The sequence below is a fragment of the Cryobacterium shii genome, from assembly GCF_004402595.1.
Lineage (GTDB): Bacteria > Actinomycetota > Actinomycetes > Actinomycetales > Microbacteriaceae > Cryobacterium > Cryobacterium shii.
This window is the reverse complement of sequence record NZ_SOFY01000037.1, coordinates 1-14,727: the sequence shown is the minus strand read 5'-3', so window position 1 is coordinate 14,727 and position 14,727 is coordinate 1. Positions and strand designations below refer to the sequence as shown.

General features: G+C 70.2%; 12 protein-coding genes. 5 read left to right on the top strand and 7 right to left on the bottom strand.

Translation table 11 applies throughout. The features are described 5' to 3' along the window. Window positions 1-11: 11 nt before the first annotated feature. On the top strand, window positions 12-473 hold the full coding sequence (locus E3O49_RS07705) for a MarR family winged helix-turn-helix transcriptional regulator (RefSeq protein WP_134365683.1): 462 nt from the start codon (window positions 12-14) through the stop codon (window positions 471-473). Between the two features lie 169 nt (window positions 474-642). Here E3O49_RS07705 and E3O49_RS07700 read toward each other — a convergent pair whose 3' ends face one another. Together E3O49_RS07700 and E3O49_RS07695 are read right to left on the bottom strand one after the other, a co-directional pair. Continuing rightward, complete coding sequence (locus tag E3O49_RS07700; protein ID WP_134365682.1) at window positions 643-2,073, bottom strand: NAD(P)/FAD-dependent oxidoreductase; 1,431 nt, start codon at window positions 2,071-2,073, stop codon at window positions 643-645. Window positions 2,074-2,235: 162 nt separating this feature from the next. Then, window positions 2,236-3,726, bottom strand: coding sequence for a helix-turn-helix transcriptional regulator (locus tag E3O49_RS07695; protein ID WP_134365681.1), 1,491 nt, complete (start codon window positions 3,724-3,726; stop codon window positions 2,236-2,238). Between the two features lie 191 nt (window positions 3,727-3,917). Between E3O49_RS07695 and aceB the strand changes: the two genes are divergently transcribed. Both aceB and E3O49_RS07685 read left to right on the top strand, forming a co-directional pair. Next, window positions 3,918-5,585: a malate synthase A gene (gene aceB, locus E3O49_RS07690; protein ID WP_134365680.1), complete on the top strand. Its 1,668-nt coding sequence runs from the start codon at window positions 3,918-3,920 to the stop codon at window positions 5,583-5,585. Window positions 5,586-5,696: 111 nt separating this feature from the next. After that, the gene (locus E3O49_RS07685) at window positions 5,697-6,224 is read left to right on the top strand and encodes a GNAT family N-acetyltransferase (RefSeq protein ID WP_134402993.1); all 528 of its coding nucleotides are present in this window, start codon (window positions 5,697-5,699) and stop codon (window positions 6,222-6,224) included. On the opposite strand, the gene E3O49_RS07680 is transcribed toward E3O49_RS07685, so the two are convergent. From E3O49_RS07680 to E3O49_RS07660, 5 genes are all read right to left on the bottom strand, one after another. Then, window positions 6,221-7,654: a cryptochrome/photolyase family protein gene (locus E3O49_RS07680; protein ID WP_134410698.1), complete on the bottom strand. Its 1,434-nt coding sequence runs from the start codon at window positions 7,652-7,654 to the stop codon at window positions 6,221-6,223. The genes E3O49_RS07685 and E3O49_RS07680 overlap by 4 nt on opposite strands. Beyond that, window positions 7,651-8,715 carry an NADP-dependent oxidoreductase gene (locus E3O49_RS07675; RefSeq protein ID WP_241985490.1) on the bottom strand — a complete coding sequence of 355 codons (1,065 nt, stop codon included), beginning with the start codon at window positions 8,713-8,715 and terminating at the stop codon, window positions 7,651-7,653. Before E3O49_RS07675 ends, E3O49_RS07680 begins: the two co-directional genes overlap by 4 nt. Window positions 8,716-9,050: 335 nt before the next feature. Next, window positions 9,051-9,752 carry a YqaJ viral recombinase family protein gene (locus E3O49_RS07670; protein ID WP_241985489.1) on the bottom strand — a complete coding sequence of 234 codons (702 nt, stop codon included), beginning with the start codon at window positions 9,750-9,752 and terminating at the stop codon, window positions 9,051-9,053. A 69-nt stretch (window positions 9,753-9,821) separates the two neighbouring features. Next, a complete protein-coding gene (locus E3O49_RS07665) occupies window positions 9,822-10,493 on the bottom strand; it encodes an ABC transporter ATP-binding protein (protein WP_134402995.1) in 672 nt (223 codons plus the stop codon). 87 nt (window positions 10,494-10,580) lie between these two features. After that, window positions 10,581-12,065, bottom strand: coding sequence for an ABC transporter permease (locus E3O49_RS07660; RefSeq protein WP_134405806.1), 1,485 nt, complete (start codon window positions 12,063-12,065; stop codon window positions 10,581-10,583). 172 nt (window positions 12,066-12,237) lie between these two features. Between E3O49_RS07660 and E3O49_RS07655 the strand changes: the two genes are divergently transcribed. Then, window positions 12,238-12,984, top strand: coding sequence for a response regulator transcription factor (locus E3O49_RS07655; RefSeq protein ID WP_134365675.1), 747 nt, complete (start codon window positions 12,238-12,240; stop codon window positions 12,982-12,984). Then, window positions 12,984-14,462 (top strand): sensor histidine kinase, encoded by a 1,479-nt coding sequence (locus tag E3O49_RS07650; protein ID WP_134410696.1) that lies wholly within the window; start codon window positions 12,984-12,986, stop codon window positions 14,460-14,462. Before E3O49_RS07655 ends, E3O49_RS07650 begins: the two co-directional genes overlap by 1 nt. The last annotated feature ends 265 nt before the right edge of the window (window positions 14,463-14,727 follow it).

Here is a 14,727-nt window from a genome sequence, read left to right as displayed (position 1 = left end):
TTGGAGCCACCATGGGCATCGAAGACGACGCCGTCGAGGTGCGCGCTCAGGGCTGGCGCACGCTCGCCTCCCTGCACGCGCTGATCGAGATCGAGCTCGAGCGGGCCCTGCAGGATGCCGCCGAGCTGTCCGTGGTCGAATTCACCGTGCTGGACGCCCTCAGCCGCCAGCACGGCTGGCACATGCGGATGCAGCAGCTCGCCGGAGCGGCCGCCCTCAGCAGTAGTGCCACCACCCGCCTGGTGAACCGGCTCGAAGACCGGGGGCTGCTGACCCGCATCCTCTGTGCCGACGACCGGCGCGGCATCTACACCGAGTTGACGGATGCCAGCCAGACCCTGCTGGGCTCGGCCCGCCCGGTCTATGACGAGACCCTCGCCGCGGCGCTCGCCGCCGCGGAGCAGAAGCCGGAGCTCGCCCCCCTCGTGGACGCGCTGCACCGCCTGCCCGACCCGCAGCCCGCCGCGGTCTAGGCGCCGTCGGTCGGTCCGTCCTCCCGCCCGTCCCTGAACCAATTCGACGGAGATTTTGCGCTAAAAGCCCGTTTCCGGACTGCTGGGGCCGGTTTTCGGCAAAATCTCCGTCGAATTCGTTAGGGCGGGCTGACGCTGGGGCTGGCGACCCACGGATGCGCGGCGCGGGCTAGGAGTCGAAGCCGAGGCCCAGCGCGTCGAGCGTCTTCAGGATGAGATTGCGGCGACCCTCGTTGTGGTCGGCGCGGTCGAGCGACCAGCGCGTGGTCTGGATGCCCATCGAGGCCAGCGGTTCCGGCGGGAACGGCAGGGCGCGTCCGCGCACCATCTCCAGTTGCGTGCGCTCGGTCTGCCGGCCGGCGAGCTGGTCGAGAATGACCTTCGCCGCGAAATGGGTGGCACCCACGCCGAGGCCGGTGAACCCGGCCGCGTAGCTGATCCGGCCGGCGCGGGCCGTTCCGAAGAAGGCGCAGAACCGGGTGGAGGTGTCGATGGCGCCGGCCCAGCGGTGGCTGAACCGCAGCCCGGCCAGCTGCGGGAACGTGGTGAAGAAGTGGCTGGCCAGGCGCCGGAAGCTCTCCGGCCGGTTCTCGTAGCCGCCGCGCACCCGGGCGCCGAAGTGGTAGATGGCGTCATAGCCGCCGAACAGGATGCGGTTGTCCGCGCTCAGCCGGTAGTAGTGGAACTGGTTGGCCAGGTCGCTCAGCCCCTGCCGGTTCTGCCAGTTGATCGCGGCGAGCTGTTCCGCGCTGAGCGGCTCGCTCATCAGCACGTAGTCGTACACGGGCACCGTGGCGAGACGGTTCCGCGCCAACAGCGACGGGAAGACGTTCGTCGCCAGCGCGGTCTTCCGCGCGCGCACTACACCAGCCTCGGTGCGCAGCCGGGTGCCCTGCGCCGGGGACAGCCCCTGCGTGTCGAGGCCCGTGACCGGGGTGTGCTCGAAGATCTCGACTCCGAGCCCGGTGGCCACGCGGGCCAGCTCGGTGGCCAGCTTGCCGGGGTGAACGAGGGCGTTCGTGCGCTTGTGCCACACTCCGGCCAGGTAGGTGGGCGAGTCGACCTCGGCGTGCAGCGCCGCGGCATCCAGAAACACGGTGTCATCGTTCGTGGGCTCCGCGCGGAGCCAGTCGACCTGGTGCTTCTCGACGGCCAGGTCGATGGCCCCGGTGCGTTCGAAATCGCAGTCCAGGCCGAGCTCGGCGACCGCGCGCTCGATCTCGTCGAGGTTCTCCAGCCCCAGCTCGGTCAGCCGGTCGATCTCCCGCGGCCAGCGGCGCCGGCCGTTCTCCTCCCCGTGGGTCAGGCTCGCCTCGCAGAAGCCGCCGTTGCGCCCGGAGGCGGCCCAGCCGATCGTGCGCGCCTCGAGCAGGACCACCCGCGCGCCCGGGTCCTGCCGTTTGGCGAGCACCGCGGTCCAGAGGCCCAGGTAGCCGCCGCCGACGATAGCCAGGTCGCAGTCCAGGTCGGCCGTGAGCCGCGGGCGGCTCGTCTGCGGCGCAACGTCGTCGAGCCAGAACGGGGCCTGGCGGGTGCGGGCGAGGGCCTCGTCGATGACGGATGCGGCGGGCCTGGCTCGTTCGAAAATGGTCGTGCCCACGGTTTCGTCCTCTGCTCGTCGCGGCGCTGCTACCCGTACATCATGCCAGTCGGGGCCCGGCCGGGTCCTCTGGCCTCGCGGCGCACCCTCGGGACGCGGGCGCGGGTTCTAGCCTGCGCCTGCGTCCACACCCTGCGCCGCGACAGCGACGGCGCCGGCCGCTCAGCTCGCCGGGGCGTGCCCCTCCAGGAACTGGAACACCTCGGTCTGGTCGACGCCGGGGAAGGTGCCGGTGGGGAGCGCGGCCAGCAGGCTCGTCGGTGTGCGCGCGGCCGGCCACGACTGGCCGGACCACCGCTCCGACAGCTCGTCGGGGGCGCGGCGGCAGCAGGACTCGTCGGGGCAGCGGGACACCGCCCGGTTGTTCGTCTCGCGGCCGCGGAACCACTTCACGTGCGTGAACGGCACGCCCACGCTGACCGAGTAGTCGCCCTCCTTGGCCTTCTCGATCCGGGACGTGCACCAGAAGGTCCCGCTCGGGGTGTCGGTGTACTGGTACCAGGGGCTGAACCGGTCGGCCACATGGAAGACCGTCCGAGCCGTCCAGTTGCGGCAGACCGTCGAGCCCTCAACCGCGCCGAGCGCGTCGCTGGGGAAGCGCACCGAATCGTTCTCGTACGCCTTGATCATGGTGCCGGACTCGTGCACCTTCATGAAGTGCACCGGGATGTCCAGCCTGGCCGTGGCGAGGTTGGTGAACCGGTGCGCGGCCGTCTCGTAGGAGACCGCGAACGCGTCGCGCAGGTCTTCCATCGAGATGCGGCGCAGGTTCTTCGCCTCGGTGAGCAGTTTCACGGTGTCTTTTTCCGGCAGCAGGATGGCCGCGGTCAGGTAGTTGGTCTCCACCCGCTGGGCCAGAAATTCAGCATAGTTTTCGGGTTCTTCGTGTTCGCAGAGCAGGGTGGCGAACGCCTGCAGGATGGGCGAGCGCGAGTCGCGGGACGCGGAGTGCTCCGTCGGCAGGTAGATGCGGTGGTTGCGCTTGTCCGTGACCGACCGGGTCGAGTTCGGCAGGTCGCCGACGTAGTGCAGCGAATAGCCGAGGTGCGTGGCCATGTCGGCCACGACCTGGTGGGAGACCGGCCCGCCGGTGTGGCCCACCGCGGCGAGCAGCCGCTGCGCCTGCGCCTCGAGCTCGGGGAAGTAATTGTCCTTGGCCCGCATGGTGGCGCGCAGCTCCACATTGGCCCGCCTGGCCTCTTCCGGGGTCGCCGCCCGTTCCCGGTGCAGGCGCAGAATCTCGCCGTGCAGGCTGAGCAGCGTCTGCAGGGTTTCGTCGCTGGTTCCCCGGCCAACGCGGATATGCGGCAGTCCGAGGGCGGTGAACACGGGACCCCGCTGGGCCCGCTCGACGGCGATTTCGAGGGCGGCTCGTTCGGACGGGGCATCCGTCTTCAACAGGTCGTCGACGGTGGTTCCGAGGGCTCCGGCAATGGTGCGCAGCATCGACAGTCGCGGTTCGCGCTTGCCGTTCTCGATCATCGAGACCTGGGACGGGGCCCGGTCGATCGCCGCCGCGAGGGCGTCGAGCGTCATCCGCCGCGACGTGCGCACTTCCCGGATGCGCCGGCCCAGGGTGAGGGCGTCGAGCCCTTCCTCCTCGGCAGGGGCCGCGGACAGGGACGGACGGAGGGCTGGATCGACGATGACCATTTCCCCATAGTCACACACCTCACGGAAAACTTCTCAGGGGTAGAAGAAATGGAATTCTTCTGTTACCGAGGGCGGGCTGCTGCACCGTCGGCGGGCCCAGAGTGGATCCAAGGCACAGCTCATTCCCGCACACCCGGCCGATTGGCCGGGAGCGCGCGGCCCGGCCCAACACTCTTGAAGGAGATCAGCCCATGAACACCCCGGCCCCGGCGACGTCCGACCGCACGAGAACGAACACCGGCAGCTTCGCCACCATCCAGCCGCACCTCGAGATCACCGGCGATCTCGGGCCGCGGTACGAGGAGATCCTCACCCCCGAAGCGCTCGAGTTCCTGGGCGACCTGCACGACCGGTTCGCCGGCACGCGGCACGACCTGCTGGCCACTCGACTGCGGAAGCGCGTGGATGCCTCCAATGGGCGCGACCCCGAATTCCTGACCGAGACCGCGCACATCCGGCGCGACCCGAGCTGGCACGTCGCCGGCGCGGGCCCGGGACTGGTCGACCGCCGCGTCGAGATCACCGGACCGACCGACCGCAAGATGGCCATCAACGCGCTGAACTCCGGCGCGAAGGTGTGGCTGGCCGACCAGGAGGACGCCACCAGCCCCACCTGGGCGAACGTGATCGAGGGCCAGATCACGCTGTTCGACCAGGTGCGCGGACAGCTGAGCTTCGAAACCCCGGAAGGCAAGAAGTACGCCGTCACGGGTGACGCCACCGGCGCCACGCCCACGATCGTGATGCGTCCCCGCGGCTGGCACCTGGTCGAGAAGAACCTGACCTTCGTCGACCGCGCGAACCGCCGGATGAACGCGTCGGGCAGCCTGGTCGACTTCGGGCTCTACCTCTTCCACAACGCGAAGCGCCTGATCGAGGGCGGCAGCGGCCCGTACTTCTACCTGCCGAAGCTGGAGAGTCACCTCGAGGCCCGCCTCTGGGACGACATCTTCAGCCACTCCGAAGACCGTCTCGGCATCGACTACGGCACCATCCGGGCGACCGTCCTGATCGAGACGATCCAGGCGGCATTCGAGATGGAGGAGATCCTCTACGAGCTGCGCGACCACTGCGCCGGGCTCAACGCCGGCCGCTGGGACTACATCTTCAGCATCATCAAGACCTTCCGCGCGCGCGGGCGCCGCTTCGTGTTCCCCGACCGCAAGCAGATCACGATGACCGTGCCGATCATGCGCGCCTACACCGAGCTGCTGGTGTCGACCTGTCACCGACGTCGCGCGTATGCCATCGGCGGCATGAGCGCGTTCATCCCGAACCGTCGCGACCCCGAGGTCACCGCCCGGGCCCTCTCCCAGGTCGCCGAGGACAAGAAGCGGGAGGCCGGCGACGGCTTCGACGGTACCTGGGTGGCCCACCCGGACCTGATCACGACCGCGCAGGCCGAGTTCGACCGGGTGCTCGGCAACAAGCCGAACCAGCTCGACCGCACCAGGGACGACGTGCGCGTCACGGCGGCCGAACTGCTCGACGTGGAGTCCATCGGCGGCGAGATCACCGCGGCCGGCGTGCGCGGCAACATCTCGATCGGACTGCGCTACATCGAGTCCTGGCTGCGCGGCGTGGGCGCTGCGGCCATCGACAACCTGATGGAGGACGCCGCGACCGCGGAGATCTCCCGCTCGCAGATCTGGCAGTGGGTGCACGAGAACTCGGTCACCGCCGAGGGGATCCGGATCGACGAGGATTGGATCGCCGAGCAGGTCGACGAGGTGTTCGGGGGACTGCAGCGCACGCCGGGCGACCGGTTCGACGACGCCCTCGAGGTGTTCCGGGCATCCGCTCTCGAGCCCGAGTTCCCGACCTTCCTCACCGTCGGCGCGTACGTCCGCTACCTGTAGGCATCGCCCTCCCGCGAGATCGGGTGAATCGTCGTTTTGGCCTGGCCAGACCGACGATTCACCCGCTCTCGCGTGAAGTACGTGCGGTGGGGGCGTCGATAGGGTGGGACGATGATCGAGATTCGCACGGCGACGGCGACGGATGCCGCGGTGCTGGCCGAGCTGGCCGCCGCCACGTTCGGGCTCGCCTGCCCGCCGCACACCACGGCCGAGGCCATCGCCGCGTTCCTGCGCGACGTGCTCGCGGAGGGCAACTTCGACGCCTACCTGGCCGATCCCGAGCGCCTGATCCTCGTGGCCGAGGAGGGCGGGGTGATGCTGGGGTACACGATGCTCGTATTCGCGGAACCGGCCGACGCCGACGTGCGCGCGGCCATCGGCATCCGTCCCACCGTGGAACTGAGCAAGTGCTACCTGCGCGCCGAGACGCACGGCCGCGGGGTGGCCGCGCCCCTGATGGCGGCGACGCTGGAGGCGGCCCGGGCACGCGGGGCGGCCGGCAGCTGGCTCGGCGTCAACCAGGAGAACGCGCGGGCCATCCGGTTCTACCAGAAGAACGGGTTCGCCACGGTCGGCGAGAAACGCTTCCTGGTGGGCGGACGGTACGAGGACGACTTCGTGCTCGAGCGGGCGCTCTAGACGGTTTCGGCCTCGGCGCCGGCGGCCGCGCGGGCCGCGATCGCCTGCTCCTTCATCCCCTTGATCTGCTCGTAGGCGGCGAGGGCCGCCCGCCTCGTCTCACCGAGGTCGACGATCGGGGCGGGGTAGGCATCCGTGCCGTATTCGGGCACGTTCTGACGGATGTATTCCCCGTGGGGATCGAACTTCTTCGCCTGCAGCTCGGGGTTGAAGACCCGGAAATAGGGTGCGGCGTCGGCGCCCGACCCGGCCACCCACTGCCAGCCGAACGGGTTGCTGGCCGCGTCGGCGTCGACGAGGGTGTCCCAGAACCACTGTTCGCCGAGGCGCCAGTCGATCAGGAGGTTCTTGATCAGGAACGACGCCGCCACCATGCGCACACGGTTGTGCATGCTGCCGGTGCGCCACAGTTCGCGCATCCCGGCGTCGACGAGGGGGATGCCGGTGCGGCCCTGCTGCCAGCGCGCCAGCGCGCGCTCGTCCAGCGAGGGCCAGGGGAAGGCGTCGAACTCGGGCCGCAGGTTCTCGGTCGCGAGGTCGGGGGCGTTGAAGAGCACGTGGTAGCTGAACTCGCGCCAGCCGACCTCGGTGAGAAAACGCGTCGCGCTGGACTGGGCGTTCCCGGTCAGGCCGGTCCGGGCCCATTCGGTCGCATGCCAGATTTGGAATGGGCTGATCTCGCCCCAGCGGAGGTGGGGCGACAGGCGCGAGGTAACGGCCTGGGCCGGCTGGTCGCGCTCGGCGCCGTAGCGGGGGAGCGAGTCCCGGAGAAAAGTATCGAGCAGGCGGTGCGCGGACTCTTCGCCCGGCTGCCAGGCTTCCCTCAGTCCGCCGGCCCAGTCTGGCCGGGTCGGCAGCAGCGCCCAGTCCTCGAGGGCGTCGGAGGGGACGTCGGCCGCGAGTCCGGGGATCGCCTCCGGCGCGGGGTACGGCGCGCGGGGCGGCGGGCCGGCCGTGCAGGCCCGCCAGAACGGGGTGAAGACCGAGTATGACCCGCCCTGGCCGGTCTGGATCGTCCACGGTTCGAACAGGAGCGAGCCCGCGAAGCTGCGGGTCTCGGTTCCGGCTGCCAGCAGGCTGGCCTTGATCCGGGTGTCCACCTCGCGCTCGGCCCGGCCGTAGCGTCGGTTCCAGAACGCGGCGCCGGCGCCGACGGATGCCGCCAGCTCGCCGATCACGCGCTCGGCCGGTCCCCGGCGCAGAGTCAGCCGGCCGCCGAGGCGTTCCAGCGAGTCGGCCAGCGAGAGAAGGCTCCCGTGAAGCCACCACCGGGCCGCGCCGCCGAGCGGTCGCACGCCGGCGGACTCCTCGTCCAGCACGTACACGGCCACGATCGGCTCGCCGCGCTCGAGGGCGGCCTGCAGAGCGGGGTTGTCCGCGAGGCGCAGATCGTCGCGGAACCAGACCAGGGACGGGCCGTCGCCGCTCACGGGCGAGGCCCGGCGGGTGCGGAAGTGGTGGAAGCCTCGGACGTCTCGGACGTCTCGGACGTCTCGGACGTCTCGGCGGCGTCCGCGACCCGCAGCACGATCTTGCCGCGGGTGTGGCCGGTCTCGAGCAGCCGGTGTGCTGCGGCGCCGTCGGCCAGGTCGAACACCCGGTCCACGTGCACCCGCACGATGCCGTCGTCGATGAGTTCGGTGATGAAGTCCAGGGTGCGGCCGGAGGCGGCGACCTTGTAACCGGTGGCCCGGATGCCGGCCGCCGCGGCCTCCGCGGCCATGGTCGGCCAGCTCCCGGTCGGCGCGTTCACCAGGATGCCGCCGGGCCGCAGCATGGATAGCGACCGGGTTCCCGTGTTGTCGTGCACGTTGCCGATGAGGTCGATCACGGAGTCCAGGCCGGAGACCACCTCGTCGAAACGCGTCGTCGTGTAGTCGATGACCTCGTCCGCGCCGAGCTCCCGCAGGAACTCCAGGTTACGGGTGGACCCGGTGGCGGTCACGTGCGCGCCGAAGGCCTTGGCGAACTGCACGGCGAAGTGGCCGACCCCGCCGCTGCCGGCGTGGATGAGCATCCGTTGCCCGGGGACGGTCTCGGCCAGCTCCACGACCATTCCCCACGCCGTGAGCGCGGCGACCGGCACCGCGGCGGCCTCGGCATGACTGAGCCGTGCCGGCTTGCGGGTGACGCTCAGCGCCGAGACGGGCAGGTATTCGGCGTAGCTGCCGGTGGTGCGGGGCACCCGGGCCATGCCGTACACCTCGTCCCCCGGCTGCAGGGGGAAGTGTTCGTAGGGAGCGCTGACCACGATGCCGCTGAAGTCGTTGCCGAGCACCGCCGGGTAGCCGGTGATGGCCGCGGAGACGCCCTTTCCGGCCCGGGTCTTCGCGTCGATCGGGTTGATTCCGGCGGCGATCACCCGCACGATCAGCTCATCGAGCACGGCGATCGGCGCGGGAACCTCGGCCAGGTGAAGCTCGCCGGCCTCGCCGGGCCGGTCGATCACGAGGGCGTGCATGGTCGGTGGCAGAATCGTGGCGTATTCCATCTGTCCATTCTCCCTCGGCGTGCCCACCTCGGTGGCCTGGCGGGTGTGCCTCTCTCTGGGGGTGGGCAGAACCCTGTGCAGTGGCTGCGAGGACTGGATTCCCGGGTGCCCGTGGACGTAGTCTGTCCTCACAAAGGGGGACCGGCCCGGACTGCTCAGGCAGCTCGCCGCCACTCACTTGTCAGGAGTGAATCGCGCCGCACCCGAAGCGGCACGATCGATTCCGTTCCTTCACGGCCGCGACAGCGGCGCTGGAGAGCCGCCTGTTCCCCCCCCNTTCCCCCCCCCCCCCCCCCCCGACCAGGCGGCTCTCCCGGCCTGTCGTCCGGCGGTGGCTATTGGTTCCGCGTGGCCTGCTGGTTGAGCAGTGCGATCAGGTCGTTCGCGTAGCCGACCAGGATCGCGATCTGTTCTTCGTCCCGCTCGATCCACTTGCACTCGGGCTCCGGGTTCATCGGCACGAAATCCTTGTGCTGCTCCCAGACGAGCAGGGTGCGCTCGGCGCCCAGCACGTACTGCTGCCACCAGACCTGGCGCAAATACGAGCGCGGGATGCTGCGCCACGCCTTGCTCGTCGTCTTGATTTCGGCCAGTTCGAGGCCGCCCGCACCGGTGCCCGATCCGGTGCCGACCCCGTCGGGGGTGGCCAGGTGCCGCCTGTGGTCTGCCGCATGGAAGAGGGCAGTGCTGGGCTCGATGCCGTAGCGCTCCTGCACCCAGGCCGCGATCTCCGGTTCCCGGGCGCGGCCGTGGTCGGTGAACGTGTTGCCGCTGAAGCTGCTGCCGTTGACTTTGTCGTAGACGGCGTTCGGCAGGGATTTCGGGGTGGCGAGCTTGGCGACATCCGTGGCCGTGATGCCCTGCGCGCGGGCCCGCAGCCACGCCACCCGGTCGGTGGAATCGGCGACGATCCGCCGCAGGTGCGGCGCGACGGCCGGGGGGAACGCCGGCGGAAGCGTCAGAGGGAGGGCCGGCAGGGCGCCGGGAAGTGACGGATGCTGCTCCTCGTCGAACAGGGAGAGCATCTGATCCGTCACGTCTCCATTCTGCCTGCTCGCTCCCGCGAACCCGAACCCGGGCCGCCACAGGCCGGCCCGGCCCGCGCGCTACGCCCCCTCGGTCAACACGCCCTTCTTGATCAGTAGGCGGCGCCGCGCCCGCCGGGCCACGGCCGTGTCGTGGGTGACCACGATCAGGGTCAGGCCCTGCGCCTGCCAGAGGCCCTCGAGCAGGTCCATGATCTCGTCGCGGGTTTCCTCGTCGAGGTTGCCGGTGGGTTCGTCGGCCAGGAGCACGGTCGGCTCCTTGACCAGGGCCCGGGCGATCGCCACCCTCTGCCGCTGGCGGCCGGAGAGCTCCGTGGGGAGGTGGCCGAGCCGGTCGCCGAGGCCCACGGATGCGAGCGCAGCGGCCGCCCGCTCCTTCCGGAGCGTGCTCCTCACCCCGAGCAGCGCGAGGGCGGTCTCCACGTTATCCTGCGCGCTGAGGGTGGGGATCAGGTTGAAGCTCTGAAAGACGAAGCTGATCTCCCTCGCCCGGATCCGCCCGAGCTTGCCGTCGCCGAGTTTCGACAGGTTCGCCTCACCGAGTTCGATGGTTCCCTCGGTGGGCCGGTCCAGGGCCCCCAGCATCTGCAGCAGGGTGGACTTGCCGCCGCCGGTCGGCCCCTGGATGGCCACCATCTGGCCGTCCGGGATCGACAGGGTGACGTCGCTGAGCGCGGTCACCGTGCGCTTGCCCTGCTCGTAGGTCTTGGTGACGTTCGATAGTTCATACATGTGGTGTTCCTTCTGAAGAAAAAGTGACGGGATTCTGATGCGGATGTCGGAGGTGATGCCGCGGTCGCAGCCGGAAGCGGGCAGTGGTCAGGCGATGCTGCGGAGGGCCTCCGCTGGGCGGAGCCGGGACGCGCGCCAGCCGCCGATCACGCCGGCCAGCAGCCCGCCCAGAACGGCCAGGCCGACCGCCAGCAGGATGACCGAGGCCGTCACCGGAGCGCTCAGCACGATGTCGGAGGTGGCGGCCGCCTGGGCTGCGCCGCCGAAGCCGGGCCCGGCCCCGCCGGGTCCACCGGCACCGAAGCCGGCGCCGGGACCGGCCGCGGCCACGCTGGTGGCTCCCGCGGTCAGGGTCGGGGCGACCAGGTTGATCACGAGGATGCCGAGCAGACCGATGGCGATGCCCGCGGCACCGCCGAGCGGGCCCTGCACGAGCGATTCGTCCGCGACCTGGCGCACGATCTTGCCGTTGGACCAGCCGATGGCCTTGAGCGTGCCGAATTCACGGGTGCGCCGGGTGACGCCGGAGATGGTGGACAGGATGGCGATCAGGAACGCCGCCGCCGCCAGCACGATCAGCGACAGCCACAGACCGAGGTTCTTCACCAGGTCGGAGGCGCTGGCGAGCGACCCGGAGACGCTGGATGCGAGGTCGGCCTGGGTGTCGACCGTGGCGGCGGGGAGCGCCTTCTCGATGTCGGCCTGCACCTGGGCGATGTCCGTCGACGAGGCCGCCTGCACGTAGACGGTCGAGATCTGCCCGGTCAGGCCGGAGAGGGTCTGGGCCACGTCCAGCGGGATGTAGACGTTCGCGGCGGTGTCGGCGTCGGCGGTGGCGGCGGTGACGAGGCCGACGACGGTGAAGTCGGTGCCGGCGATGCTGACGGTGTCACCCGTGGCCAGGGACGCGGTCGTGGCGTAGCTGGAGTCGAGGACGGTGACGTTCGCGCCGGCATCCGTGCTGGTCAGGGAGCGACCGTCGGTGAGGGTGACCGCGGAGAGCGGGCCGACGGCCTCATCGGCCGGGTCCAGACCCAGCACGGAAAAGGAGTCGACATTGAAGGAGCTGCCGCCGGCGCCGTCCGGACCGCCGTCGGGCGGAGTGGCGCCGCCAGCCGGCGGGGTGCCCTGCGTCTGGGAGCCGGGCAGGGCCCCGTTGAAGGTCGTGTTGTTGAGGGACAGGGTCGCGGCAGCGGCGGAGACGTTGTCGACCGCGCTGACCGTGCCGAGCGCGGCCTGGTCGAAGGTGAAGGTGCCCCAGCCGGCGCTGAGCCTGGCCTGGCTGACGGATGTCGTTCCGTCGGCGGTCGTGCCGTCCGCGGCCCCGAAGTCGAACTTCTGTGGCCCGCCGGCGGCATCCCCTTCGGCGGGGGCCGTCGGGGTTAGGTTGACCGTGATGTCCGTGCCCACGCCGTAGACCGAGCCGAGCACGGTCGCCTGGGCGAGTTGCACGCCGCTGGACACCGCGTTCACGATGATGACCAGGGCGATGGCCAGCGCCATGCCGATCGCGACGATCGCGGTCTGCTTGCGGCGGCCCGCAAGCTCCCGCCGCAGGTAAGTGACAAACATGAGTCTCCAGTTCCGGGGGCCGTCCGGCCTCCCGGTCTGAAGCTAGGGAGGCGGTCTATTCCGGGGGTATCGCCATCCTGTGAAAACGCTGAGAGGGGCGCGATCACTCTTTTCACAGCGGCACCAGAGGGCGCACATAGGTTTCTCATAGAAAACTCCGAATACTGAGAATATGAGCACTCGTGAGAATGATCGGGCGGTTCGTGGACCGCGCCTCCACAAAGCGGATGGCAGCCCGATCCGGGTCCTGGTGGTCGACGACGAGCCCACGCTCACGGATCTGCTCTCGATGGCGCTCCGCTACGAGGGCTGGGAGGTGCGCACCGCCGCCGAGGGGCGCCAGGCTCTCACGATCGCCCGGGAATTCAGGCCGGATGCGATCGTGCTCGACATCATGCTGCCCGACATCGACGGGCTGCAGGTGCTGCAGCGGGTCCGCGCGGACGGCAACGAAACCCCCGTCCTCTTCCTCACCGCCAAGGACTCCCTCGACGACCGGCTCAAGGGCCTGACGGCCGGCGGCGACGACTACGTCACCAAGCCGTTCAGCCTGGAGGAGGTGGTGGCCCGGCTCCGCGGACTCATCCGCCGTTCCACCCTCGCCGTGGCGGACTCCAACGACCCCCGGATCTCGGTCGGCGACCTCACCCTCGATGAGGACAGCTACGAGGTGTCCCGCGGGGGAGACGCGATCGAACTCACGGCCACGGAGTTCGAATTGCTGCGTTTCCTGATGCGCAATCCCCGGCGGGTGCTGAGTAAGGCGCAGATCCTGGACCGGGTCTGGAGCTACGACTTCGGCGGAAAATCCTCCGTCGTCGAGATCTATATCTCCTATCTGCGCAAGAAGGTCGATGCCGGGCGTGAGCCGATGATCCACACCGTGCGCGGTGCCGGCTACATGCTGAAGACAGCGTGATGACGAGCACGAGGGCGCGGCGATCCCGCGCGCCCTGGACGCTCCGCCGCCGGCTCGTGCTCGCGGTCGTCGGCCTCCTCACGCTGGTCAGCATCGCCATCGGCCTGGTCAGTGTCGCCATTCTGCGCGCGTCCCTGATCGACGGGCTCGACCAGCAGCTGCGTTCAGCCTCCGAGCGCTCCGGCGTGGTCATCGACGGCCGCCGGGATTCGGACGACGAGGCCCCCGCGTTCACGCCGACGGCGGAAATGATTTTGAGCGGCCCGGCCCAGCAGTCCGGCACCCTCGCGCTGGTCTTCGACGGCTCGACCATCACGGCCGGGTACACCGAGGAGGAGAGCGGCGCGATCATCGCGCTTACCGCCGGGCAGGTCAAGCTCCTGGCCGATCAGATGCAGGAGAAAACCGCCGTCACGGTCGACCTCGGCGGTGACGCCGGCAGCTACCGGATCCGGGCGGACACGAACCGCAACGGCACCCTCTACCTGGTCGGCCTGCCCCTGGCCGGAGTGCAGAACACGGTCGCCCAGCTGGGCATCATCGTCGCGGTGGTGTCCCTGGTCGGCATCCTCATCGTCGCCGTTCTGGCCACCCTGATCGTGCGGCTGGCCCTGCGGCCGCTGGCCCGCGTGACCCAGACGGCCACGCGCGTGTCCGAGCTGCCGCTGGATCACGGCGAGGTCTCCCTGGTCGAGCGGGTGCCCGCCGCCGACACCGACCCGCGCACGGAGGTCGGTCAGGTGGGGGCGGCCCTGAACCGCATGCTCGACCACGTCGACGTCGCGCTGGAGACCCGGCAGGCCAGTGAGCGAAAGGTGCGCCAGTTCGTCGCCGACGCCAGCCACGAGTTGCGCACCCCGCTCGCCTCGATCCGGGGCTACGCGGAACTGACCCGGCGCTCCGGCCAGGAGCTGCCGGCGGATACCGTGCACGCCCTGGACCGGATCGAGTCCGAGTCCGTGCGGATGACCGGCCTGGTCGAGGACCTGCTCCTCCTGGCCCGGCTCGACGAGGGCCGGGAGCTCGAGCACGGCCCGGTCGACCTGACCAGCCTGCTCGTGGACGTCGTCAGCGACGCGCACGCCGCCGGACGGGACCGGGTGCTGAACCTGGACCTGCCGGACGAACCGGTGCAGATCGCCGGCGATGCCGCCCGGCTGCACCAGGTCTTCGCGAACCTGCTGGCCAACGCCCGCATCCACACGCCGCCCGAAACCACGGTCGAAGTGGCTCTCTCGGTGGCAGACGACCGTGCGGTCGTGACGGTGACGGATGACGGCCCCGGCATCCCCGAGAACCTCCGGTCCACCCTGTTCGAGCGTTTCGCCCGCGGCGACAGCTCCCGCTTCCGCGGCACCGGCAGCACCGGCCTCGGTCTGGCCATCGCCCAGGCCGTCGTGGCCGCGCACCACGGCGACGTCTCGGTCGAGAGCCGCCCCGGCTTCACCCGCTTCCGCGTGGCCCTGCCCCTCACCTGACCTGCCCCTCACTCGCCCCTCAACCGCCCCCGGCTCCGTGCGAATTCGACGGACATTTTGCTCTTGAAAGCGGGTTTGAGCCCGAAACCGGCAGTTTCGGGCAAAATCTCCGTCGAATTGGTTCAGGAGCGTGGCAAACGGATGCCCGGACCCGGCGCCACCGAACGACCCGCTGCTGCGGCATCCGTTGCGTTGCTCGCGCCCGCAGTCCGCGCCCGCCCGCAGTCCGCGCCCGCCCGCAGCCCGCGCCCGCCCGCAGCCCGCG